The organism is Paraburkholderia atlantica, assembly GCF_009362785.1.
Lineage (GTDB): Bacteria > Pseudomonadota > Gammaproteobacteria > Burkholderiales > Burkholderiaceae > Paraburkholderia > Paraburkholderia atlantica.
In genome coordinates, this window is the sequence record NZ_WHNQ01000032.1 from 60,142 (window position 1) to 82,653 (window position 22,512).

Consider the following 22,512-nt stretch of genomic DNA (forward strand, 5'->3'; position numbering starts at 1 on the left):
CGCCATGAGCAAGTGGAATCTGGTTATCAAGGTCGGGCGCTGCGAGAACTGCCAGAACTGCGTGATCGCCGCGCGCGATGAGCACGTTGGCAACGACTTTCCCGGTTACTCCGCACCCGCTTCGGCCGATGCCGAAAGCACCATTCGCATCATGCGCCGCGTGCAAGGCGATTCGCACATGGCGGAGACGACGTACTTGCCGGTCATGTGCAATCACTGCGACGACGCACCGTGCATGCGTGCAGGCGGCGACGCCATCCGCAAGCGCGCCGACGGCATCGTCATCATCGATCCGGACAAGGCGCGGGGCAGAAAGGACATCGTCAAGGCCTGTCCATACAAGGCGATCGTATGGAACGAGGCATTGCAGCTGCCGCAGACATGGATCTTCGATGCCCATCTTCTCGACCAGGGTTGGCAACAGCCGCGATGCGAACAGTCCTGCCCAACGGGCGTTTTCGAAACCGTCAGGCTCGATGACGCCGCAATGGCAGAGAAGGCAAGACGGGAGGGTCTCAAAGTTCTTGAACCGAGGTTAAAAACCAGTCCCCGCGTCTGGTACAGCGGCCTCGATCGTTGGGAAACCTGTTTTATCGGCGGCAGTGTCAGTGCGCAGGTGGGGCAGGTCGTCGAGTGTGTCGCTGATGCGGCCGTTGCGCTGTACTGGTGCAATCGGAAGGTGGCCGAAACCGTCACCGACGCGTTCGGCGATTTCCGGTTTTCGCGGCTCATCAAAGATAGCGGCCATTATCGGATCGAGATTCGTCATGCCTTGGGCAATGCGTCGCGCGAATGCGTATTGGGCGAGAGCGTGTATCTCGGCGAGATCGGCCTCGTGCAGTCGACGAGCGCGGTTGAGGTCGACTGATGCCGGCGCTGTGTATCCATCCATGAAACCGGTACGCCTGACACGCGCATGCAAAAAAGAGCGGACGCGAGAGCGCCTGCTCGACGCAGCGCGCCGTTCGTTCATCGAGCGGGGCCTGGCCGCGACGAGTGTGGAACACATCGCCGAGGCGGCCGGTTACACGCGTGGCGCCTTCTATTCAAACTTCAGCAGCCAGCTGGAACTGCTCCTCGAATTGCTGCAACGCGATGTAGAAAAGACGTGTGCGGACTTGCAGGCGATCATCAAATTGCCTTGCGCGCCGGCCCAGGAAAAGGTTCGCGCACTCGCGCGTCTGAGTTGCGCTGAATTCGAGAGTGATTGTTTTACGCTATGGGTCGAAGCCGGGCTTCTCGCTTCCCGCGATAGCACGGTTCGGGAGCGGGTCACCGGGCTGCGGCAAAGGAAGCTGGCGAAGCTGGCTGCGTGTCTGCGTGCAGGCGCGCGTCCGGGCGACGGCGGCTGGCTCGCTCAACCTGAGGTGCTCGCGGCGGCCCTCGTCAGCCTTTGCGACGGCATGCGTTTCTTCCGGCTGTGCAATCCGGAGGAAAGGACGGACGAGGCGATTCGAGTCATTTTGGCGGCCTTGTCTTCCTGCACTTCGAACGGTCCGGTACTGGGGAAACTTGAATCGCTGGATGACACCGGTGCAACAGTCAGCTCCCAGGCGCGTCCTTAAGACTGATGGCTCATTTCATGAAAGCTGCGGTATTCCTGTGGGTACGCGTCGCGACCTGCAGGAATCGCTCGATTTCGCGGCCGACGGAAAAGTGCGCGCGCATATCCACCATGAGCGGCTAGACAACATTAACGACCTGTTCACCGCATTGCGCGAAGGCAAGGTCGACCATCCCGATGCCTGCCGCGTCTTCGAGTTGCCTCGAGTCAGCGAGGATTCTGAATGATCAAAGGCCCGCCCATAACGGATGCCTGATGCGTATCAGCCACGTTGAGCTTAAGCGTATGCACGGCTGGGCCAGGCAGGAACGGCGCCGCATCGCCGCGCACCCACGTTTCATGTCCCGCGAGGAAATACGGCGACAGTGGATTGCCCGACTGTCCACCGGGCATCTCGAAGATGCCGTCCTGCTCACGCCCTGGCGACACCGCAAAACGCTCGGATGCGCCGAACACAGGTGACTGCACGCGCGGCATATTGATGTCGCCCGGCAGCGGATCGGTCGGCGTGCTGAGCCAGCTGCGCACCCACGGCAGCCACGACGGCACGATCCGGGCAAACGGATGCGCGATTGCCGAGCGGTTGCGCTCGCCCCAGCGTGCATCTTCAAGCTTCGTGCCCTTCGGCAATTGCGCGATCGAGTGGTCGATCCGATCCAGTATGAACGCGCGCCAGTCCGCGAAGCCCTCGGGTATCCACGCGTGCTGTTCGGCGAGTGTCTCCATTGTCGCCTCGTAACGCGAGTTCGCCGCGCGATAGCTGAGTCCGGGTGCGATCGCAGTCATTTGCTTGTCGAGCGCACCGAACCAGGCGTCGTACAGCGAGTAGTGGAACGCCCGTACCAGCCGGTAGCCGACCGCAGTCACATCCGCGTGACCATCCCAGCTTTCGACGAGCCGGCGGAATGCCGCGCGTTCGGGATGGCCGTTGAGAGCGGTCGCGTCGAGCGCGTCGAGTGCAGTGCGTCGCCAGTGTTCAATCCAGAAAGCCCGGTCGTCGGTCTGCACCGCCAGCATGTCGCGCTCGGTCGCATGCGGCAACGCGAGCAGATCGTCGCGAATCTGCGTCGCACGTGCGCCGAGATCGGCGCCCGCATCTCCGATGCGTGCTGCCTCGTCCGGCGGCAGAGTCCGATTGTTCGCAGTCCAGATGCGGCCCGCCGGCGGATCGATGCGCAACGGATACGCATCGGGCGGCAGATACCCCTGCCAACCACGATAGGTGTCGGAGCGGAACGGAAAGCTGGCGAGCGCCGTGGCATTCGCTTCCACATCGGCAAAGCGCGGCAGGGGACCGGCGAGCGTCCAGCCGATATGGCCCTGTGCATCGGCCGCCACGAAGTTCTGCGTTGGCAGGCCGAAGGTCTGCGCAGCGTGCAACGCGTCGGCGACGTTCGACACGCTTTCGAGTTGCACGAGGTTCACGTTGATCGCCTGCAGATCTTGCGCAACCCAATGCAAGGCATACGCATGCGCATGCGGGCCAACAACGATCTGGGGCCCCCAGCGGGTTTGTACGACCGGAAGATCGACGCTCGCGCCGCCTTTCACGTCGAGGCGCTCATGGATCACCTGCGCCGTCTGCCAGCCGCCGTCGGGCACGCGATAGCGCAGCGGATCGTCCGGGTCGCGCAGCAGTTCGACCAGATCGATGAACCGCCCGTAGCTGTTCGTGAACCCCCAGGCAATATGGCCGTTGCTGCCGGCCACGACGAGCGGCGTTCCTGGCAAGCTCACCCCCGTGATGCGCCGCGCGCCGCCATCTGCCGCGCGATAGCTCAGCGATAACCGGTACCAGATGTTTGGCAGCGACAAGCCGAGGTGCATGTCGCTCGCGAGCAGCGCGCGCCCGTCCGCGCCGTGCGCACCGTCGACCGCGAACCCATTGCTGCCGACCATCGAATTGACGGGGCCTCCAGCGTCGATGAATCCGGGCACGCTGCTCAATAACGCGGTGGCCTCCGTGTCGAAGTCCGCGGCGGATCGCGTTGCGGGCAGCCACGGCGGCAACGTCGCGGGCAGGGCGGTGGGCGACGGCGCGAATGCGCGCATCTCGTCGAGCGGGGCATCCCAGCGGCTCGTTGCGGGCAGCAGGAACGCAAGCAGGTCCGCAGGCACTCGCTCGCGCAGCGCCGCGCGTGACAGCACGTGAGTGACCTGGCCGTACTGCAGGTCGATGTACATGGCATAGACGGCGAGCAACGTATCCTCAGCGCGCCACTGGACCGGTTGGGTTCGCAGCAGCCAATATTCGAACGGCCGCGCGCGAAGCGAGCGCAGGCCGTCGTTGACGCCCGCCGCATAGCGTTCGATCACATGTCGCTGGTCTGCGGGCAACGCGGCGAGCGCCGCCCGCGCGTGTTCGCGAAAACGCATGGGCCGGTCGCGCCGGTCCAGTGTCAGCGCAGCCGGACCAATGAGCGCGGCCATCTCGCCGGCGGCGACCCGGCGCAGCAAATCCATCTGAAAGAAGCGGTCCTGTGCGTGAACGAAACCGGTCGCATACGCGACGTCGTCACGCGTGCTGCCTTGTACCGTCGGCACACCGAGCGCGTCGCGCGCGATCGTCACCGTTGCGGATACCGGCGCGTCGCGCGTGCCGTCGAGTTGCGGCAGGCTCGCCCGCAGAGTCAACCCGGCTGCCACTACCAACGCGGCCAAGGCGACGACTACGACGCATAGCAGAATCAGCGGCCACGCGCGGCGGCGCTTTTGCGGGAATGGCTCGAACGGATCATTGTGGATCATGCAGGGGGGCGTCCAATGCTTGCTGCAACGGCAATCTGATCGCAGAAATGCCTTACGACCATAGCATGGTCGTGTGGAGACAATATGCGTGGACGCCATTGGGGCGGGTTGGTTCTACGTCAGCGATGTGATGGATTGCTGTTGTTGGCGGCGTCATGCTGCGGACAAGGTTTTTGGAACCTCGAACTCACCCTTGTTTCGATAACCGAAAGACAGAGTTTGGCAAGAGCACGAACAGCATGTCTCGCTACGCAACCGCTTGGCGCACGGCATCACCGGTTGCGTTGGCGTCAGTCATTTTTTCGCGCCGATCGGGATCATGCCAGCGGGTCTACGAGCACGCGACCGGGCGAGCTGTCATACACAGCGTGCGAAAAGCGCGAAGGCGCGGGTCGTCTGCGTCCGTCACTGCGCTCAACGATTTCCGCGCTGTCTGATGAACGCCATCAACGCCGCAAAGGCTGGTGGGACCGAAGGATCGGCGCAGCTCAAGACGGTCGTTCCGTTCTCGGCGGTGATGTGGATGCGATATGTCCGCCCGTCGGGTACGGTTTTTATCGCCGCTCCTTTCGCGACGGCCGGCTCGGCGCGGGCGGCCGACACGAGCTGCGAAAGCTGCTCGCGCTCTTCAGCCGATAAGTCTTTCTCATCGAGCACGATCGGCCGCGCAAGACCGGGAAAGAAGCCAACGCCTCCGTCGATGAACAATTCTGCTTGCATCGGCAACTCCTTTTGGGCGCCATTGGTCATGCATCCTGCCACTATCGAACAGACGCACACAGGACCGACAAGCAGGCGGCCCCATGTGCCTGTCAGGCGACTCACAGTACACCAACCGTGTCCCAGGCTTTGCTGACAGCCTTTGCTTCGGAACTACTGGCACCATAAAGGCGATTGGCATTGGATACCGTGAGTCTCGCGAAGGTTTTGAAGTTGGTGCCCGGCTTGAGGTGCGAGTCGTTTAGCGTCTCATACCAGACGCGTCCGGCTTTTTCCCACGCATATCCGCCGATATCGAGCGCAGCCAGACAGAACGCACGGTTCGGAATCCCCGAGTTGATGTGAACGCCGTGATTATCCTGCGAGGTGTTTACATAGTGGCTCATATCGGCCGGCTGCGGGTCCTTGCCGAGCACCGGATCATCGTAAGCGGTTCCCGGCTCCTTCATGGACCGCAGCCCGACGCCTTTGACGCCGCTCGCGAGCAGTCCCGCTCCGATGAGCCAGTCCGCCTTGTCTGCCGTCTGCTTCAGGGCATACTGTTTGATGAGCGAGCCGAACACGTCCGACACAGATTCATTGAGCGCGCCAGGCTGGCCGGAGTAGAGGAGGCCGGCGGTATGCTCGGTTACTCCGTGCGTCAGTTCATGGCCGATTACGTCGAGTGCGATCGTGAAGCGATTGAACAATGTGCCGTCGCCATCGCCGAATACCATCTGCTGAGAGTTCCAGAAGGCGTTGTCATACTGCTGGCCATAGTGCACCGTCCCCGTCAAATGCATGCCGGCGTCGTCGATTGAATTGCGGTGGAAGATCTCCAGATAAAACTCGAAAGTCGCGCCGAGCCCGTCGTACGCTTCGTTGACGCTTTCATCGTTCGATTTTGGCGTGCCTTCGGCTCTCACCAACGTACCGGGCAGCGTCTCGCTCCCATTTGCCGTGTAAATACTTCGGTGCGCGGACGGCACGGCGGGAACCGGTGCTACAGCGCCACCGCGTTTAGGCGCGAGCAGTGCCGCCTGAACCGAACGAATCTGGCGGAAAGTGTGATCTGCTCCCAATGTGTCGATGGCGACCGAGCGCTGCTGAGGCGTACCGTTCTTTGCTATTTCTTTAAGCATGTGCGGCGGCAGAATGCAATAGATCGAGGGAACGCGGTGATGTCCGATGCGATTGCACATGATTTCCTCCTTGGTGAGATTAAGCGAAGGGAATGACACGAGGGGAGACAGCAGGTCCGGCAACTGATAGGTTAATTTTTTAATAACGAACGCCTAACGCTCATTTACCGGTCCGGATTCTGGTAATTCGTAATGGTGAACGAGCGTTACTGATGCGGTCGACTGATCTTCAGACACGAAGCCCGCCAACACTGTGCCGAGGTCGCGCATTACGAACTGTGAACGCTTAACCCGTGGCGAGTCTACATTTGAGACTAATCATCGTCCTATTAATTGGTTTGCGTTAATAATAAAAAGCGCAGGGTTTTTAAGCGATGGTTCCGATATATAACGGCTGGGCGTTCATTCTCCAAACAGACAGCGTTTGCAAAAACCCTGAGGGTGCGATAAAGGCCTTTTGAGAGGTTGATACTTCGCACGTAAATAAAGGTAGAGGGTTTTAAATCAATTTCAAGTTTTTTCGAAAATTAATCTATTTTTATTTGTGAATCATTTTGAGGTGCACTGATTAGCCAAAATCAGTCATAGTCGTCGACTAATGGGATTATGTCCTTTCTTGCATGCAAATTGACCGGAAAGATCGACCCATTCAAGCAGAGACAGGTCTCGGGAAGGGCGCGATATTCTGATTGAGGCGGAAGAGGTTGGCAGGGTCGCAGCGGGCTTTGAGCCGAGCAAGCCTTTCATACTTGAGAGCGCCATACGCACCGGCAGCGATGGCGGTATCTCCCTGTTCGTTAACGTAGTTCGCCTGTATGGTCGGGTCCGACAAGCGCGCGGCAGCAGCCCGCCCCCATGCAATGCACCGCTCGTCGTCCACCGGATCGTCCCAGACGGGCTCGACGATCCAATAGTAGGCCGCTTGCCTCCCAGAGTAGGCGGTCGCATCCTCCGACACATCCGCGACCGCGCCTCCGAGCTGCAAAACGTAAATCTCCGAATCTGCAGTTGGAGCCGCATCAACCTCCCCGAGCACCGCATCGATTGCATTGGTCCGCCTTCCCCCGGCGCTCCCCTTTTCAGGGGATGTTTCTCCCCCGCGAACCATCCGAAGATGTCGTCACTCGGGAAGCCACCGTGTGCGGACTGCAACGACGGACCTGCGCCATCCCGATCCCATTTTCGACTTTCAGGAGATCTCGATGCAGGACGCCGCGCACGAGCCGACGCTTTTCCCCTATGCCTATCCGCTGCTGATCAAGCATCTGCTGCATACGCCGTTCGTCCAGGCGCCGGACCAGGAAATCGTCTACCGCGGCCAGTTGCGGATGACCTATACGACGCTGCGCGAACGAATCGCGCGGCTCGCCAACGGCCTTCGGATGCTGGGCGTCACGCACGGAACCACGGTAGCGGTGATGGACTGGGACAGCCACCGCTATCTGGAATCGTATTTTGCGGTCCCGATGATGGGCGCCGTGCTTCAGACGGTCAACGTGCGGCTGTCGCAGGCCGAGATCGCGTACACGATCAATCACGCAGGCGCCGAAGTGCTGTTCGTCCACACCGATTTCCTGCCCGTCGTCGAAGCGATCAAGGACCAGCTAGAAACGGTTCGCACTTTCGTGTGGATCGACGAGCCAGACAGCGATGCCTGCGCACACGCCATTCCATTCACGACCGACTACGAGGCGATGCTCGCGGCTAGCGCGACGACCTACGAGTTCCCCGACCTCGACGAGAACACCCGTGCCACGACGTTCTATACGACGGGAACCACCGGTCTGCCGAAGGGCGTGTATTTCTCCCATCGTCAGCTGGTGCTGCACACGATCACGGTGATGGCCGCGCTGTCGAGCCCGGTGTCGGGCCAGCGCTTTCACCGCGGCGACGTGTATATGCCGCTCACGCCGATGTTCCATGTCCACGCGTGGGGCATGCCGTACATCGCGACGGTGCTCGGCGTGAAGCAGGTCTATCCGGGCCGCTATGCGCCCGACCGTCTCGTGCAACTGGTGCGCGATGAAGGCGTCACGTTTTCCCACTGCGTCAGCACGATCCTGCACATGCTGCTCGCGTGCGATGAAGCGAAGCACGTCGACCTCGGAAAATGGAAGATCGTGGTCGGAGGCAGCGCGTTGCCGCGCGGCCTCGCGCGCGCTGCGCTCGATCGCGGCATCGACGTATTCGCCGGCTATGGCATGTCGGAGACCTGTCCGGTACTGAGCCTCGCGCAGCTTCCTCATCGAACAGGTCCGCTCGATCTCGACGAGGAAGTGCGCCTGCGTTGCAGGACGGGTTTTCCGGTGCCGCTGGTCGATCTGCGCATCGTCGACGAAGCCATGCGGGACGTCCCGCACGACGACAAGGCTTATGGCGAGATCGTCGTACGCACGCCGTGGCTCACGCAGGGCTATCTGAACGATCCGGACGCATCGGGCCAACTGTGGACGGGCGGCTATCTGCATACGCAGGACATCGCGAATATCGACGCGACCGGCAGCGTCCAGATCACCGACCGCATCAAGGATGTCATCAAGTCGGGCGGCGAGTGGATCTCGTCGCTCGAAATCGAGAGCCTGATTTCGCTGCACCCGGATGTCGCGGAAGCCGCGGTGATCGGCATCAGGGACGACAAATGGGGCGAGCGCCCCGTCGCGCTCGTGGTGCTCAACGCCGATGCGCAGATCACCGAAGACGACGTCAAGGCGCACGTGACGGGCTTCACGAAAAACGGGCGAATCTCGAAGTACGCGGTCCCGCAAATCGTGAAGTTCATCGAGTCGCTGGAGAAGACGAGCGTCGGCAAGACCAACAAGAAGTGGTTGCGCGAGCAATTCGCTTGACCACTCGCCAGGAGCAAACACGATGAGCATCAATGAATACAGCATCGCCACGATCGATAGCCTCGTTGGCCGCGAGCTGGGGGTGTCGAATTGGGTGGTGGTCGATCAGGCGCGTATCGACGCATTCGCGGCATGCACCGGCGACCGGCAGTGGATTCACGTCGATGTCGAGCGCGCGAAACGCCAGAGTCCGTTCGGTGGAACGATCGCGCACGGCTATCTGACGCTTTCGTTGCTGGCGGCGCTCGCAATCGAAATCGGCGTGATTCCCAAGGACGCGGCCGCCGGTCTGAACTACGGGCTCGACAAGGTGCGCTTCATGACACCGGTCAAAGCCGGCGCGCGGGTGCGAAGCCGCGTGACGCTGATATCGGTGGAAAAGAAGGGCGGCGGGCTCATCGTCAAGACGATGAACGAATTGCAGATAGACGGCGAGGAGAAGCCGGCGCTCGTCGCTGAAGCGTTGGCGATGCTGATCGCGTAAGCAGCGGCACGGTACCGAATGACAGAGAGGTTGGAGGAGCAGCAACATGGCGGCAACTAACGAAAGCATCGCGCACAGCGAACAACCTGGGGACATCGCGGCATCGGCAGCGGAAGGCATGTTGGGACCGAACCCGTTCGTGGGACTGCGCCCGCGCGACATCCTCGCGACGGTGCAGCAGACAGGCGCGCAGGCGCTGCGGCAACCCGCGCTGGTCGTCGAGCAGCAGACGGCGCTCGCATACGATCTGCTGGCGGTGCTCGGCGGAAGCGCGCAGAGCGAATCGCCGCAAGGCGACAAGCGTTTCACCGATCCGGCGTGGCAGGACAACTCGATTTATCGGATGGCCCGGCAAGGCTACGTGGCGTGGCGAAATGCGCTGACCGGTTTTGTCGACCGCTCGGCGCTCGACTCGAAGACCAAGGAACGCGCGCAGTTCGTGCTGTCGCTCGTCACCGATGCGCTGTCGCCGACCAATACGCTGCTCGGCAACCCGGCTGCATTGAAGAAAGTGATCGACTCGGGCGGCGCGAGCCTGCTCGGTGGGATGCGCAATCTCGTGGCGGACATGCTGCACAACCAGGGCATGCCCGCGCAGGTGGACAAGGCCGCGTTCGAGGTGGGCAAGAATCTCGGCACGTCGCCGGGCGTCGTGGTGTTTCGCAACGAGGTGCTCGAACTGATTCAGTACGCGCCGGCTACAGAGCATGTATACGCACGTCCGCAACTGATCGTGCCGCCGCAGATCAACAAGTTCTACGTGTTCGACCTCTCCGAGGGCAAGAGCATCGTCGACTATCTGGTGAAGAGCGAGTTCCAGGTGTTCGCGGTGAGCTGGCGCAATCCGACCGCGGCGCACAGTCATTGGGATCTCGATACTTACGTGGGCGCGCTGCTCGAAGCGATCGAGGCGGTGCGCGAGATCACCGGCAGCGGCGACGTGAACCTGCATGGCGCGTGCTCGGGTGCGATGACCATCTCGGCGCTGCTAGGACACCTCGCAAGCCGCGGCGACACGCGCGTGCATGCTGCGACGCTGATGGTCGCCGTGCTGGACAACATGGCCGACTCGCAACTGGGTCTCTTTGCGACACCGGAAGCGATCGCGGCCGCCAAGCAGAGCAGCATGTCGAAGGGCGTACTCGCGGGCGAGGAGATGGGCCGGCTGTTCGCATGGATGCGGCCCAACGATCTGGTCTGGAACTACTGGGTCAACAACTATCTGCTCGGCAAAACGCCGCCCGCTTTCGACGTTCTGTACTGGAACAACGACGCGACCCGGCTGCCCGCGCGTCTTCATGGCCAGTTGCTCGATATCTTCGCCGACAACCTGTTCAGCCGGCCGCGCGCGTTGACGGTGTTGGGTACACCAATCGATCTTTCCGAAGTCACCTGCGACAAGTACGTCGTGGCGGGCATGACGGATCACATCACGCCTTGGAAGGGCGTCTATAACTCGGCGCGCGTGTTCGGCGGCTCGACGCGCTTCGTGTTGAGTTCGAGCGGCCATATCCAGAGTCTGATCAATCCGCCGGGCAATCCGAAGGCGAAGTTTTTTCTCAATCCTGACTTGCCGGCCAATGCGGATACGTGGCTGGCCAACGGGCAGCCCGAGAAGGGCTCGTGGTGGGACAACTGGCGCGCGTGGCTCGCGGATCGGTCGGGCGAGCGGCGATCCGCGCCGGCGACGCTAGGCAGCATGCGGCATCCCGCCGGTCTCAAGGCCCCTGGCACCTACGTCATGCAGGCATGACGACTACCGTTGGCCGCATCAGCACATCGCGCAGGCCATCTTTTTCTCAACGCAGTTTCTTTGGAGTATCGATGATGGATTCAATCAAGCCGAATAGCATGTTCGCCGAGTACACGAAAATGATCGGGCAGTTCAGACTGCCGGGTATCGATGTCGCGGCGATCCTCGAATCGCGCCGCAAAGATTTCGCGGCGTTCGTCGAAGCCAACACGACCGCGCTTGCAGGCGCGCAGTCGCTGGCGCTGAAGCAGGCCGACATGTTCCGTTCGACGCTGAGCGAATTGCAGGCGCTCGTCACGCGTGGCGCGCAGTCGGGCGACCAACCTCCGCCCAACGCGGGCGAGGCGGTACGGCAAGCCTTGCACAAGGCAATGGTCGACATGCAGCAACTGGCGGACGCCGCGTATCGCGCGCAGTCGGACAGCGTCGCCGTCATTACGAAGCGCGTCGCCGAACGCGTCGAGGAATTGAAGTCGCTGTTCGTGCCGAAGAAGTAATGCGGGCCGCCGACAACTCGAATGAACTGTCCTTCCAGAAGATCGTCCGGAACCGGGAAATGCAAACGAGCCCTCAGACTGCTTGCCGCATGGAAATCCAGATGATCGATCTGGATGGCCAGAGGCTGCGTGTCGCGACATGGCGGGGCAGCGATGCTTCGCAGCCGCTGTTGATCTTCAACGGCATCGGCGCGAACCTCGAACTCGTCGAGCCGTTCGTCGCGGCGCTCGAAGACGTCAGCGCGATTATCTTCGACGTGCCCGGTGTCGGCGGTTCGCCCGCGCCGGTCGTGCCGTATCGCTTTTCGACGTTGTCGGTGTTGGCCGACCGCCTGCTCACGCGGCTCGGCTTCGACGGTACCGTCGATGTCCTCGGGGTATCTTGGGGCGGCGCGCTGGCGCAGCAGTTCGCTCGTCTGTATCCGCGCCGCTGCCGCAGGCTGGTTCTTGCGTCCACGTCGCCGGGCGTGATCATGGTGCCGGCCAAACTGTCGGTGCTGTCGAAGCTGATCTGGCCGCGCCGCTATACCGATCCCGATTATCTGCAAGAGGTCGGGGCGCAACTCTACGGCGGCGCTTACCGGCGCGATCCATCGCTGCTGAAAGAGCACAGCCGGCACATCCAGCCGCCGCGCGGACGCGGCTATCTGTATCAACTGCTCGCCGCCTCGGGCTGGACGAGCCTGCCGTGGCTCGGCGCATTGCGGCAGAAGACGCTAGTCATGCACGGCAACGACGACCCGATCGTGCCGCTGACCAACGCGAAAATCCTCGCCGCGCGCATTCCCAATGCGACGCTGTATGTGATCGACGACGGTCACCTGTTTCTGATCGCACGCGCGAGTGAAGTAGCGCCAGTCGTGCGCAAGTTCCTGCGGCAGGAGGCGAATTGAGTGTGTTCGGGGATGGCTGCGGGTGCACTCGCGATATGAGCAAGTCGGAAAGCTTGCAGCGCATGCGGCGCACCGCGCTGGGCCTGCTGCTGGTGATGATTGCGTTGCTGGCGGCGTGCGTCGCGTGGCAGGGCGATCATGCGTGGCTCGCGTGGCCGCGTGCGTTTGCGGCGGCCGGCATGGCGGGCGCGATCGCGGACTGGTATGCGGTCGTTGCGCTGTTTCGTCATCCGCTGGGATTGCGCATTCCGCACACGGCGATCATTGCGCGAAACCAGCAGCGTATCGCCCAGAGTCTCGGCAATTTCGTCGAAGAAAACTTTTTGACGCCGGAGTTGATCATCGGCAGGTTGCGCGAGCATCGTGCGTCGCAAGCGCTTGCACGATGGCTGACGGAGCCGGCGAACAGCCGTGGCGTCGCGGATGTCATCGCGGATTCCATCGCGGGCGTGCTCGAAGATAGTAACGGCACAGACCTGACGTGGTTTTTCGATCGTCTGCTGATACCGCAGTTGCGCACGCTCGATATATCCCGTGTAGCCGGAGACGCACTGAAGGTCTTGACGCAGGGTGAGCGGCACCAGCCGCTGCTGGATCACGGGCTCATCTCGTTGGAACAGTGGCTGACATGCAACGCGAATATCATCAAGGCCAAGTTCAGCGAGGCATCGAAGTACACGCCTGCACCGCTCGATGGCTACATCGTGCGGAAATTCATCGAAGGCATCATTGCGCTGCTCCACGAGGTGGCGGCAAGCCCCGAGCACGAGTTGCGCCGCCAGTTCGATGAGGCCTTGCAGGATCTCATCGTACGCTTGCGGACGTCGGCCACGCACCGTCGTTTCGGCAAGTCGTTGATGCGCGACTGCGTGCGACATTTCAGGGAGGAAAACTACCAACGCGTGCTGATCGCGCATTTGCGATCACGTGTGATCGGCGATCTCGCGCGCGAGCAATCCAGCCTGCGTGACGCGTTGGCGCGCGTACTCGCCTCGCTCGGCAAGCGCATCGCCCGTGAGCCCGCGATTCAACGCAAGCTCGACGCATGGTGGCTTGCGCTCGCGCGCGAACTCGTCGTGCGCTACCGGCATCAGTTCTCCGCATTGGTTACGGACGTCGTGCAAAGCTGGAATGCCGACGAAGTGAGCCGCAAGATCGAAATGGAAATCGGCCGGGACCTGCAATATGTGCGAATCAACGGCACGTTGGTTGGCGGGATGGTTGGCGTGTTGCTGCATGCGGCCACGCTCGTCTTCGCCCGATGAACCCTCGTTGCGCTAGGCGGCAGCGATCAATCCCAGCGTCTGCGCGCGAGCCACAGCCTGCGCGCGCTTGTCGACTTCGAGTTTGATGAAGATGTTCTTGACGTGCGTCTTGACGGTTTCAGGTCCGATGCCCAACGTGCGCGCAATTTCCTTGTTCGACTGCCCCTGAGCGATCAGTTCGACGATGCCGCGCTCGCGTGCGCTCAACGGCTCGCGCTCGGCGTCTCGCTCGGGTTTCGCGTCGGGCTCATAGAGTGCGCGCCAGCCATCCAGAAGCCGATCGATGTAGGCAATAGTGTCCTTCGCATTCGGCGTGGAACGCGTGTCGTCGCGAACCGCTTGCAGGAGCCGGCCGATTTCCGGGCCTTGATCGAGAATCGAGCGATAGATCTGATGATTCGCGCTCAACGCCTGGCGGAAAATCTCGATGGCGCGCGTCTCTTCGTTCGCGCGCATCCACACCAAAGCAAGCGTAGTGCGCACGCGCAGCGCCAGGTAATCGTTATGCCGGCTTTCGACGCTGCGCAACGCGGACATCAACGATTCGATCGCGTCTTCCGTGCGGTTCTGCGCCATGGCCAGCCATGCGACCCCGATCGCGCGGAAGGTCTCGATCTCGGGCGAGGCTGGTTTCGAAGCGGCGGCGCGCGCGCTCACCAACTGATCCAGTTGCGCGACGCCTGCCGCGGCTTCGTCGATTCTCCCTTCCCTGAGATTGAGCCGCGTACGCTCGACGAGAACGCCGGCAGTCAGCCGATCCCAACCGCGCGTATAACCGAGAGCCTGTGCGTGATCGAGAAGCGCATACGCGTGCTCGGTGTTCGAACGCGCGGTGGCGATCCGCATCAGCACACGATAAGCGATCAACGTGCTGTCGAGCAGCACCGCGAGATCGATCACCGGTATCAGGTCGACCAGCAGCACCTCCGCTTCATCGAGCCGTCCTTGTTCGTACCAGATCTGCGCGATCATCGGCTTGCATAGCGCCGCCGCGATCGACCTGGGACCCGCCTGGCGCTCGGCCAATTCGATCGACTCGTTGAAATAGCGCTCGGCGAGCGTGAAGTGCATCTGCTGCATTTCCGCGTGACCGAGAAGGCATAGGCGATAGACCGACGCGAACACGTTGCGCTGGTCTTCGTCGATCGAATCGGGAATCCACGGCGCTGCGTACAGCGCGCCGAGGTTGCCAGCTTTCCAGTGCGCGAAACGCACGACGTTGGACGCGACGTTGAGGGTCCAGCTATCGGTCGACGGTCGTTCGAGACACGCTTGCGCAAGCGCCAGCGCGCGCGGCGGATCGTCTTGTAGCGCGGCGATCACCGAGCGGATCGCCTGGCATTCCCAGCGGATGTCGGCAGCGGCATCGCTCGTGTTCGTGCTCGCGTCCTGCTCGATCTGATCGAGCATCGTGAGCGCTTCGTCGAAACGCATCGCGAGCGCCATGCCCCACGCAATCGCGAGCGTGACGTGGGTCTGCCCGCGCATCAGGCGCGCCGGGAACTGCCGTTGCCATCCGAGCAGAGTGAGCAGGTCGCCTTTCGTGACGAGCGCCATCGCGCAGTGGCCCATCAGCGAGACGGCGTGATCCATATCGCCCGCGGCGATCGCGTGCTTGACCGCGTCGGTCCATAAGGACTGGTCGGCGTACCACTGGCATGCACGCCGATGCAGTTCGACCACTTCATCGCGGTGCTGCGTTTTCAACCTGCGACGCAAGTACTCGCCCATCAGAGGGTGATAGCGGAACCAGCAGCCGTCGATGTCGAGCGGCGACAGCAGCAACTGGCGAGCGGCGATCATCTCCAGCATGCCTTGCTCCGCAGGGACACCAGTGACCGCTTCGCACAGTGGCGCGCTCAGGCGTTCGAGAATCGACGTGCGCAGCATGAAGCCGACCAGATCGGCGGGCAGGCGCTTGAGAATTTCTTCGAGGTAGACGGCGAATGGCGGCGATGCGCCCGACGGCGCGCTCAGATCGCGCTCGGGCCGGCCTTCATCGCGCGCGAGTACCGACGCCGAGATGCGCAGTGCAGCAGCCCAGCCTTCGGTGCGCGTGTACAGACACTTGATGCTCGACGTGTGCAATCTGCCTGGGCACTCGTGTTCGACGAAGCGGCGTGTTTCGTCGAAGTCGAAGCGCAGAGTCGACGCGTCGATCTGTAGCAGATCGTTTCGCGCGCTCAGTTTGCCGAGCGGCAGCGGCGGGTCGCTCCGCGTGCAAATTACGACATGCACGTTCGACGACAGGTTTGCGACGAAGTACGCCATCGCGTCGTGAATGGCGGGCAGGCTGATCAGGTGGTAGTCGTCGATGAACAGATAGACCTCGTCGTCGACTTCGATCAGTTCGTTGATCAGCGTCGCGACGACTGCCTGCGCGGGCACGAGCGACGCCTCGCTGGTCAGGCTGATCGCGGCCGCACCGACGCCCGGACAAGCGTTGCGCAATGCCTGCGCCAGATGATGGAAGAAGCGCGCGGGCTCGTCGTCTTCGGTGTCGAGCGAAAGCCACGCGACGCATTCGCCGCCCGCCGCGATCCGGGCGAGCCACGAAAGCGCCAGCGACGTCTTGCCGAAGCCGGCTGGCGCCTTGATCACCGTGAGTCGCTTGTTCTCGGCCTGATCCACGAGGGACGCGAGCCGCGGGCGCGCGATCAGCCCTGCGGATAGGCGCGGCGGAAGAACTTTCGTCGCGAGGAAGAGCGGCGGGCTCTTCGGGGGCGGCGCTTGAATGACTTGCATCGGCTGCTCCAGGCGTTTGGCTTGACCCTGACTGCCATTCCCCATCTGCGCGATTGCGCTCCCCTGTTAGGGGGATATTGCGTCGCACCACGCTGGGTGACCATACACCCCAACGAGACGACCGAAGCGACCAGACGGGCCCCGCGATGCGGCACGCCGATGATGACCCTCGGCGGCCGGATTCGACTGGCCTGGCTGAAGAAATCATACGCCGAAGCACTTCGAAGGAGGAGACATGCGCTCCGCAGCGAGTCGCAGCGGCGCGCACGGGCGTGCCGTCCACGGAACTCGACTGACTATACGGAATTGACGCAGGAATCGATGATGAGCATTTGTATTGCACCGCTGCGCGACATGCGCTTTGTGATGACCGAACTGGCCGGCCTTGGCAACCTGCCGTCGCTGCCGGGATGGGAAGAAGCAACGCCCGAACTCGCCGACGCGGTGCTCGACGAGGCGGCGAAACTGGCACCCGAAGTGCTCGCGCCGCTCAGCAAATCCGGCGATCAGTAAGGCGCGCGGCTCGCGGGCGATGGCGTTGGCACGGCGGAAGGTTTCGCGGCGGCGTCGCTTGCGGCCGGCGTGCACGCGCTCGACGACTAGCCGCAAAACATAGTTGACGAAGCCCGCGTCGAGACATGGGAACGCTCATGATTTTCGCCGTTGTTGTGCGTTGGGTTCGGACAGGCGGGTCGACGATGGCACGTGCGTTGCTCGCAAGACGGTGGCCGCTTGCGATGGCGTCGGCGCGATCGACACGCCGCGTCGTCGCACGCGCATCCGCGAATCCCGACCCTGTTGGCCCGCGCGACGGGCCCATCGACTACGAGGCACGACATGAGAGCCCTTTGCTGGCACGGCAAGAAAGACGTCCGCGTCGACAACGTCCCGGACCCGGTCATCGAGCATCCGCGCGATGCGATCATCAAGGTGTCCAGTTGCGCGATCTGCGGTTCGGATCTGCATCTGTTCGATGGCTTTATGCCGTCGATGAAGTCGGGCGACATCCTCGGTCACGAGTTCATGGGGGAGGTCGTCGAAGTCGGCTCCGGCAACTCCAGGCTGAAAGTAGGCGAGCGCGTAGTTGTGCCGTTTACGATCGCGTGCGGCGAGTGCGATCAGTGCCGGCGGGGTTTCTTTTCGGTGTGTGAGCGTTCGAATCGCAACAAGGAAATGGCTGACAAGGTGTTTGGCCACACCACCGCTGGCCTGTTCGGTTACTCGCATCTGACCGGCGGTTATCCGGGCGGGCAGGCCGAATACGTGCGCGTGCCGTTCGCGGACGTCACGCCGGTCAAGATTCCCGACGGCCTGACCGACGAGCAGGTGCTGTTCCTTGGCGACATCTTGCCGACCGGCTGGCAGGCCGCGGTGCAATGCGAAATACAGCCGACCGACACTGTCGCGATCTGGGGCGCGGGTCCGGTCGGCCAGTTCGCGATCCGCAGTGCGATCCTGCTTGGCGCAAAGCAGGTGATCGTGATCGACCGCGTTCCCGAGCGCCTCGACATGGCGCGCGCCGTCGGCGCTATCACGATCAACTTCGAGGACGAGAGTGTGCTCGATCGGTTAAAGGAACTAACGCACGGCAAGGGCCCGGAAAAATGCATCGATGCGGTCGGCATGGAGTCGCATGCGACGCGCTCGTTCGATGCGCTTTACGACCGCGCAAAGCAGGCGGTGATGCTCGAAACGGACCGTCCGCATGTGCTGCGCGAAATGATCTATGTGTGCCGGCCGGCGGGCGTGCTGTCGATTCCGGGCGTGTACGGCGGGCTGATCGACAAGATCCCGTTCGGCGCCGCGATGAACAAGGGCCTGACATTTCGCATGGGGCAGACGCACGTGAATCGCTGGACCGACGATCTGCTCAGGCGGATCCAGGATGGGCATATCGATCCGTCGTTCGTGATCACCCATACAGTCCCGCTCGAACAAGGGCCCGACATGTACCGCGTGTTTCGGGAGAAGGAGGACGGCTGCATCAAGGTGGTGATGAAACCGTAGAACTTTCGAGCCGTTTCTCCGGCCACGCGATTACCGCCAGCCTTCCGCACAGCGGGTGGTGCTACGGCGCAGGAGATGGGAGGCGTCTGCAGCGCAATCGACTTCAGTGCGAGTTGCAAAGTCGCCAGCGGGACCCCGGCGGCCGCAGGGCGAACGCCCCGCAGTCCTTCAGCCTTGCGCAAATCTGTACCAGGAGCGCTGGCGGCGGATCGGCCGCGACCAGCAATGCGTGGGCGGCGCGGCTGTCCTCGCTTATGCTCGCCACGAAACAGTCGGCTTGCGGCTCGATGAACCGGTTGAGGGCGATTAGCCCCCACTCCCCGTGAGCCGCGTATTCGGCATGATCCATTTCGTGCATCGGGAACACCGATTTCGGCGAGCCGGGGGAAGCCGCGAGTGAGAAAAGGAACATGTCCAACTCACATAAACCGGACTCAGCGAGAGATTGGCGTGCGTCAGAAGCATCGCGATACGAGCGAAAGATTGCGCTCAGATACTCGGCCATTTTGGCGACCCCGTCCTTTTCTATCGCTTAAGCAGGAAGCACGCTGTGTGCCGCGTTCCGACCTCCGGTCCATATCTTCATCCCGATGCGAAATTCGCTGATCATCCAGGCGTTGTGGTCGCGAACGGGATCACGTTGAGCAGGAAGAATCTGGCCTGCCGTCTGTCTTCCGGTAGCCTCGTTGTTCACTTGAACCCGTCGTGCCGGCTCTCACTGCCGCAGAAACGCGCAGATCACCGATCGCCTACAAACCCCGGCAATGATGCGGCCTCGCGAGCGCGTGCGAAGCGAACGGCTTGCGTAAGCGCCAGCGCGAACGCGGCTTCGCTGGTGTCGTGGATCGGTACGTGCGCCCTAAAGAAGCTTGCCCACAGAAACGACTCATACGCACGCTTCGGTTTGCGATAGGCGCCAGCACGTCGCGCAAATGCTGCAAGACTTTGATAGGGGTCGTCCATCATTGCGAAAAGCGACATCGGCATTTCTCCGATCGCGCGTCGCACGCCACGATCATCGCCAGGCGCACGCCCAGTGGTGATGGTCGACAACAAAAAAAGAGTGTCCTGGTCCCAACGCTACCCGGACCGCATGCCGCTCCATGAACGCGTTGGTGTCGTTGGAATGACGGTCGGTCAGAAGCGCTTTAGCGCTGACGTAACGCGCGCCGATTGTCATTTGAGTCGGCCGCAATTCATTGACATGCAAATACATCATGATCGAAAAGTGTGTCGAAACGCATTTTCGGACGAGCACTACTCCTGCCTCGATACTGCGGGCCAACGCGATCCGTCGGCAACATCGCAATGTTGCCGCGCTCGCATGGGCCGACCAGCATTCGGCATGTCCTTTCGCGCCAGCCTCCGTCCGAATTGCGTGGTCCCACTCACGAAGGAACTGCGCCTCGACTTGTCGTCACTGCTTGATCGGACCGGTCGCGTTAGAGTCGGACGCGCCTTGGGGCGACATGCCACTTTCGCGCTTTTGCATCAATGTGCCACTCGCCGGTTTGCCGGTGCCGGCGTCCGCAGCACGGCCCATGCTCTGCCCAGCGGTGCCCGGCTGGGTGCTTTGAGCATCCTGCTTCGGCTGCACGTTGCCGGCATTGGGTTGTTGCGCAAACGCGCAAGCGCTAGCAATCATTGAAATAACGCTCACTGCTGCCACTATCAGCTTCATGACGATCTCCATTTGTGAAGCGCCCTTGGAACCTGTCTACCCATTTGCGCAGCATTTCTCATGCCCTCAAGCAGCATCGTTGCACGGGCCGAAATCAGCCGTCGCGGCCTGTCATCTCGGGTGCGATCGACGCATGGTTCAGCAGCCCGACGAGCGCGACACCACCGACCACGTTACCTAGCAGCGTCGGCGCGAAAAATCGCAGCAGGTAGTCCGGCATAGCGGCATGGCCGCGCAGCACCGCGTATGCCGCTTCCACTGAGCCCGCGATCACGTGGGCCAGATCGCAAACGGCAACGACGTACGTGAGGACCGCGACGATCAGCACGGCGGCGGATCTCGCGCTCGGCAGCAGCCAAACCATCAGTGCGATCAGCCAGCCCGCGAGAACCGCCTTCATGGTCGTAGAAGCGAAGGTCGAGCTGTACGGCGCTTGCGACAACTGGTCGAGAACCGGCGCGAGCTTCTGCGCGAAGGACGTCGGCATCGTAAGGATTCCGGCGAAGATCCACGTTCCCGCAAGGTTCGCGGCCAGCACGATCACCCATAGCCGCAGCGCGATGGCGGCAACCCGCAGGCTGCGCCTCGTCAGGACCGGCAGCAGCACGGTCAGCGTGCTTTCGGTGAACAGTTGCTGGCGTCCGAGCACGACGATGATGAAGCCGACGCAGTAGCCCGCCGCGCCGGTCAGCGAGGTCCCGTCGCGGTCGAACGACGTCTTGCTCTGAAGCACCGCCTCTGTCAGAAACGAAAAGCCCATCGATAGTCCAGCGGCCAGCGCGGACCACAGCAGCGCGAGTGGCTTGCGCTCGAGCGCCGTCTCGCCTTCCTCCCGGATGATTTCGTGGATGACCAGCGCGCGCGGGGAACTATGTGCGGAGGCCTGGTCGCGCTCCTCGTCATCGAGATGTGGCGACGCATGTCCTGCGGGGTGCTCGTCGTTTGTTTTGGGCTGGCTTGCCATTCGCAATGCTCCAGGTTGTTCGCTGCGGTTGCCCCGTACGGCGCGCGGCCGCCGTCGATGAGCTGGCGGCGCATTCGGGAAGTCGCAGATAACGCCGACGGCGAAACCACGCTGCTGTCGGATGCGGATCGCGTCGTAAAGGGCAACGTGCGCACCCCGCCGCGATGCCGCGTCTCGAGTTCGGGGTGCGTCTATCTTTTCGCTTCGTCGCGGTCCGCAGCAGAGCGGCCAAGGAATTGCGTGACCGTCTCCGGCAGGTGCTCGAGGAGCCACTTCGCCATTTCGACTTCCTGGGGCAGAATCACGCGGTGTCGTCGGTAGGCGCAACTTCGCTACCTAACTCGGCGCCGGTCGTCGGATCGCTCGACGGGTCGGAGCGCAGACGCGTGGCCATCGCAGTCACGGCGGTTTCCTGCTGCGCTTCGAGTCCCACCGACGCACTGCCGTCGCCGCCATCCACCGCCGGTTCACCGGTCCGTATCGTGAGACCGGTGCCGCTGTTCCACGGTGTGTTGATTACCGCTCCGTCGTGCGACATCTTGTAGTAGACGCTCGCGAATTCCTGTCTCGGCGGCAGCTTGCCCGGCGGGAAACTCGGTGTGATCGCATACAGCGCCTTCTCGAACGACTTCTGATGCGCGACTTCGCGGGTCATCAGAAAGCCGAGCGCCTCGCGCACGCCGGCATCGTCGGTCACGTTGATCAGCCGTTCATAGATGATCTTCGCGCGCGCTTCGGCGGCGATGTTCGAGCGCAGGTCCGCGGTCGGCTCGCCGATCGTGTCGATGTACGCGGCACTCCACGGGACGCCGCCGGAGTTCGTCAGCGGCGGCCCACCGCCGTAAAGCACCTGCGTAAGGTGACTGTCGTTGCCCGCGCCGTTGAGCTTGCGATAAAGCTCGGCCTGCTGCTCGACCGCTTCGGCCAGTTCGCCCTTCGCGCCGCGATTCAACATCGCGACGATCGAGCCGATGATCTCGAGATGGCTCAGCTCTTCGGTGGCGATATCGAACAGCATGTCCTTGCGCCCGGGGTCTTCTTCGGCAACGGCCTGCGTGAAGTAGCGCATCGCGGCGGCCAGTTCGCCTTGCGGCCCGCCGAACTGCTCGAGCATCAGATTCGCAAGCCCGGGATTGGTCGTGCCGACGCGGACCGTGTATTGCAGCCTTTTGTTGTGCATGAACATCGTGACCTCCATTGGAGTTGGTACTGTGGGTCTTCCAT

Annotated in this window: 19 protein-coding genes and 2 pseudogenes; 11 read left to right on the plus strand and 10 right to left on the minus strand. The window is 62.3% G+C overall.

From position 1 onward, the window contains the following. The first annotated feature begins 4 nt into the window (after positions 1 to 4). From GCT19_RS31950 to GCT19_RS31960, 3 genes and pseudogenes are all read left to right on the plus strand, one after another. Positions 5 to 868 (plus strand): 4Fe-4S dicluster domain-containing protein, encoded by an 864-nt coding sequence (locus GCT19_RS31950; protein ID WP_152854142.1) that lies wholly within the window; start codon positions 5 to 7, stop codon positions 866 to 868. 22 nt (positions 869 to 890) lie between these two features. Further along, a complete protein-coding gene (locus GCT19_RS31955) occupies positions 891 to 1,565 on the plus strand; it encodes a TetR/AcrR family transcriptional regulator (RefSeq protein WP_152854143.1) in 675 nt (224 codons plus the stop codon). A gap of 28 nt (positions 1,566 to 1,593) precedes the next feature. Next, positions 1,594 to 1,791 (plus strand): annotated as a pseudogene (locus GCT19_RS31960) (hypothetical protein); the annotation flags it as partial. Here GCT19_RS31960 and GCT19_RS31965 read toward each other — a convergent pair. The 4 genes from GCT19_RS31965 to GCT19_RS31980 all read right to left on the minus strand — a co-directional run bounded on the left by GCT19_RS31965 (position 1,772) and on the right by GCT19_RS31980 (position 7,261). Beyond that, positions 1,772 to 4,312 carry a penicillin acylase family protein gene (locus GCT19_RS31965; RefSeq protein WP_152854144.1) on the minus strand — a complete coding sequence of 847 codons (2,541 nt, stop codon included), beginning with the start codon at positions 4,310 to 4,312 and terminating at the stop codon, positions 1,772 to 1,774. The pseudogene GCT19_RS31960 and the gene GCT19_RS31965 overlap by 20 nt on opposite strands. A 414-nt stretch (positions 4,313 to 4,726) precedes the next feature. Further along, positions 4,727 to 5,032 carry a protealysin inhibitor emfourin gene (locus GCT19_RS31970; protein ID WP_018435095.1) on the minus strand — a complete coding sequence of 102 codons (306 nt, stop codon included), beginning with the start codon at positions 5,030 to 5,032 and terminating at the stop codon, positions 4,727 to 4,729. A gap of 101 nt (positions 5,033 to 5,133) precedes the next feature. Beyond that, positions 5,134 to 6,213: a M4 family metallopeptidase gene (locus GCT19_RS31975; RefSeq protein ID WP_152854145.1), complete on the minus strand. Its 1,080-nt coding sequence runs from the start codon at positions 6,211 to 6,213 to the stop codon at positions 5,134 to 5,136. A 589-nt stretch (positions 6,214 to 6,802) separates the two neighbouring features. After that, positions 6,803 to 7,261, minus strand: coding sequence for a BBE domain-containing protein (locus GCT19_RS31980; RefSeq protein WP_018435097.1), 459 nt, complete (start codon positions 7,259 to 7,261; stop codon positions 6,803 to 6,805). A gap of 94 nt (positions 7,262 to 7,355) precedes the next feature. On the opposite strand from GCT19_RS31980, the gene GCT19_RS31985 reads away from it, so the two are divergent. From GCT19_RS31985 to GCT19_RS32010, 6 genes are all read left to right on the plus strand, one after another. After that, positions 7,356 to 8,999, plus strand: a complete 1,644-nt coding sequence (locus GCT19_RS31985; protein ID WP_152854146.1) for a fatty acid--CoA ligase — start codon at positions 7,356 to 7,358, stop codon at positions 8,997 to 8,999. A gap of 22 nt (positions 9,000 to 9,021) precedes the next feature. Then, a complete protein-coding gene (locus tag GCT19_RS31990) occupies positions 9,022 to 9,483 on the plus strand; it encodes a MaoC family dehydratase (RefSeq protein WP_152854147.1) in 462 nt (153 codons plus the stop codon). Positions 9,484 to 9,529: 46 nt separating this feature from the next. Further along, entirely contained in the window at positions 9,530 to 11,236 is a 1,707-nt protein-coding gene (locus tag GCT19_RS31995; RefSeq protein ID WP_152854148.1) for an alpha/beta fold hydrolase, read from the plus strand. Between the two features lie 74 nt (positions 11,237 to 11,310). Then, complete coding sequence (locus GCT19_RS32000) at positions 11,311 to 11,733, plus strand: phasin family protein (RefSeq protein ID WP_152854156.1); 423 nt, start codon at positions 11,311 to 11,313, stop codon at positions 11,731 to 11,733. A gap of 59 nt (positions 11,734 to 11,792) precedes the next feature. Then, positions 11,793 to 12,626, plus strand: coding sequence for a poly(3-hydroxyalkanoate) depolymerase (phaZ, locus tag GCT19_RS32005; protein WP_152854149.1), 834 nt, complete (start codon positions 11,793 to 11,795; stop codon positions 12,624 to 12,626). 35 nt (positions 12,627 to 12,661) lie between these two features. After that, positions 12,662 to 13,891, plus strand: coding sequence for a DUF445 domain-containing protein (locus GCT19_RS32010; protein ID WP_152854150.1), 1,230 nt, complete (start codon positions 12,662 to 12,664; stop codon positions 13,889 to 13,891). Between the two features lie 12 nt (positions 13,892 to 13,903). On the opposite strand, the gene GCT19_RS32015 is transcribed toward GCT19_RS32010, so the two are convergent. Continuing rightward, positions 13,904 to 16,636 (minus strand): LuxR C-terminal-related transcriptional regulator, encoded by a 2,733-nt coding sequence (locus GCT19_RS32015; protein ID WP_152854151.1) that lies wholly within the window; start codon positions 16,634 to 16,636, stop codon positions 13,904 to 13,906. 21 nt (positions 16,637 to 16,657) lie between these two features. On the opposite strand from GCT19_RS32015, the gene GCT19_RS44850 reads away from it, so the two are divergent. Both GCT19_RS44850 and GCT19_RS32025 read left to right on the plus strand, forming a co-directional pair. Beyond that, positions 16,658 to 17,149, plus strand: a complete 492-nt coding sequence (locus GCT19_RS44850; protein ID WP_408582404.1) for an acyl-CoA dehydrogenase N-terminal domain-containing protein — start codon at positions 16,658 to 16,660, stop codon at positions 17,147 to 17,149. A gap of 324 nt (positions 17,150 to 17,473) precedes the next feature. Then, complete coding sequence (locus GCT19_RS32025) at positions 17,474 to 18,643, plus strand: zinc-dependent alcohol dehydrogenase (RefSeq protein ID WP_018435107.1); 1,170 nt, start codon at positions 17,474 to 17,476, stop codon at positions 18,641 to 18,643. Positions 18,644 to 18,746: 103 nt separating this feature from the next. On the opposite strand, the gene GCT19_RS32030 is transcribed toward GCT19_RS32025, so the two are convergent. The 5 genes and pseudogenes from GCT19_RS32030 to GCT19_RS32050 form a co-directional block, all read right to left on the minus strand. Continuing rightward, entirely contained in the window at positions 18,747 to 19,148 is a 402-nt protein-coding gene (locus GCT19_RS32030) for a hypothetical protein (RefSeq protein ID WP_018435108.1), read from the minus strand. Positions 19,149 to 19,381: 233 nt separating this feature from the next. Next, positions 19,382 to 19,862, minus strand: a pseudogene (locus GCT19_RS44465) (ParB-like protein). A gap of 198 nt (positions 19,863 to 20,060) precedes the next feature. Beyond that, positions 20,061 to 20,336, minus strand: coding sequence for a hypothetical protein (locus tag GCT19_RS32040; protein WP_227749373.1), 276 nt, complete (start codon positions 20,334 to 20,336; stop codon positions 20,061 to 20,063). A gap of 82 nt (positions 20,337 to 20,418) precedes the next feature. After that, entirely contained in the window at positions 20,419 to 21,288 is an 870-nt protein-coding gene (locus GCT19_RS32045; protein ID WP_152854152.1) for a formate/nitrite transporter family protein, read from the minus strand. A 301-nt stretch (positions 21,289 to 21,589) separates the two neighbouring features. Further along, positions 21,590 to 22,474 (minus strand): manganese catalase family protein, encoded by an 885-nt coding sequence (locus GCT19_RS32050; RefSeq protein ID WP_152854153.1) that lies wholly within the window; start codon positions 22,472 to 22,474, stop codon positions 21,590 to 21,592. Positions 22,475 to 22,512: the final 38 nt, after the last annotated feature.

What these genes read in the sequence shown, in the direction of transcription:
- GCT19_RS31950 (WP_152854142.1), top strand. Translation starts at nt 5, where the DNA reads ATGAGCAAGTGGAATCTGGTTATCAAGGTCGGGCGCTGCGAGAACTGC.
- GCT19_RS31955 (WP_152854143.1), top strand. Translation starts at nt 891, where the DNA reads ATGAAACCGGTACGCCTGACACGCGCATGCAAAAAAGAGCGGACGCGA.
- GCT19_RS31965 (WP_152854144.1), bottom strand. Translation starts at nt 4,312, where the DNA reads ATGATCCACAATGATCCGTTCGAGCCATTCCCGCAAAAGCGCCGCCGC.
- GCT19_RS31970 (WP_018435095.1), bottom strand. Translation starts at nt 5,032, where the DNA reads ATGCAAGCAGAATTGTTCATCGACGGAGGCGTTGGCTTCTTTCCCGGT.
- GCT19_RS31975 (WP_152854145.1), bottom strand. Translation starts at nt 6,213, where the DNA reads ATGTGCAATCGCATCGGACATCACCGCGTTCCCTCGATCTATTGCATT.
- GCT19_RS31980 (WP_018435097.1), bottom strand. Translation starts at nt 7,261, where the DNA reads ATGGTTCGCGGGGGAGAAACATCCCCTGAAAAGGGGAGCGCCGGGGGA.
- GCT19_RS31985 (WP_152854146.1), top strand. Translation starts at nt 7,356, where the DNA reads ATGCAGGACGCCGCGCACGAGCCGACGCTTTTCCCCTATGCCTATCCG.
- GCT19_RS31990 (WP_152854147.1), top strand. Translation starts at nt 9,022, where the DNA reads ATGAGCATCAATGAATACAGCATCGCCACGATCGATAGCCTCGTTGGC.
- GCT19_RS31995 (WP_152854148.1), top strand. Translation starts at nt 9,530, where the DNA reads ATGGCGGCAACTAACGAAAGCATCGCGCACAGCGAACAACCTGGGGAC.
- GCT19_RS32000 (WP_152854156.1), top strand. Translation starts at nt 11,311, where the DNA reads ATGGATTCAATCAAGCCGAATAGCATGTTCGCCGAGTACACGAAAATG.
- phaZ (WP_152854149.1), top strand. Translation starts at nt 11,793, where the DNA reads ATGCAAACGAGCCCTCAGACTGCTTGCCGCATGGAAATCCAGATGATC.
- GCT19_RS32010 (WP_152854150.1), top strand. Translation starts at nt 12,662, where the DNA reads ATGAGCAAGTCGGAAAGCTTGCAGCGCATGCGGCGCACCGCGCTGGGC.
- GCT19_RS32015 (WP_152854151.1), bottom strand. Translation starts at nt 16,636, where the DNA reads ATGCAAGTCATTCAAGCGCCGCCCCCGAAGAGCCCGCCGCTCTTCCTC.
- GCT19_RS32025 (WP_018435107.1), top strand. Translation starts at nt 17,474, where the DNA reads ATGAGAGCCCTTTGCTGGCACGGCAAGAAAGACGTCCGCGTCGACAAC.
- GCT19_RS32030 (WP_018435108.1), bottom strand. Translation starts at nt 19,148, where the DNA reads ATGGCCGAGTATCTGAGCGCAATCTTTCGCTCGTATCGCGATGCTTCT.
- GCT19_RS32040 (WP_227749373.1), bottom strand. Translation starts at nt 20,336, where the DNA reads ATGGAGATCGTCATGAAGCTGATAGTGGCAGCAGTGAGCGTTATTTCA.
- GCT19_RS32045 (WP_152854152.1), bottom strand. Translation starts at nt 21,288, where the DNA reads ATGGCAAGCCAGCCCAAAACAAACGACGAGCACCCCGCAGGACATGCG.
- GCT19_RS32050 (WP_152854153.1), bottom strand. Translation starts at nt 22,474, where the DNA reads ATGTTCATGCACAACAAAAGGCTGCAATACACGGTCCGCGTCGGCACG.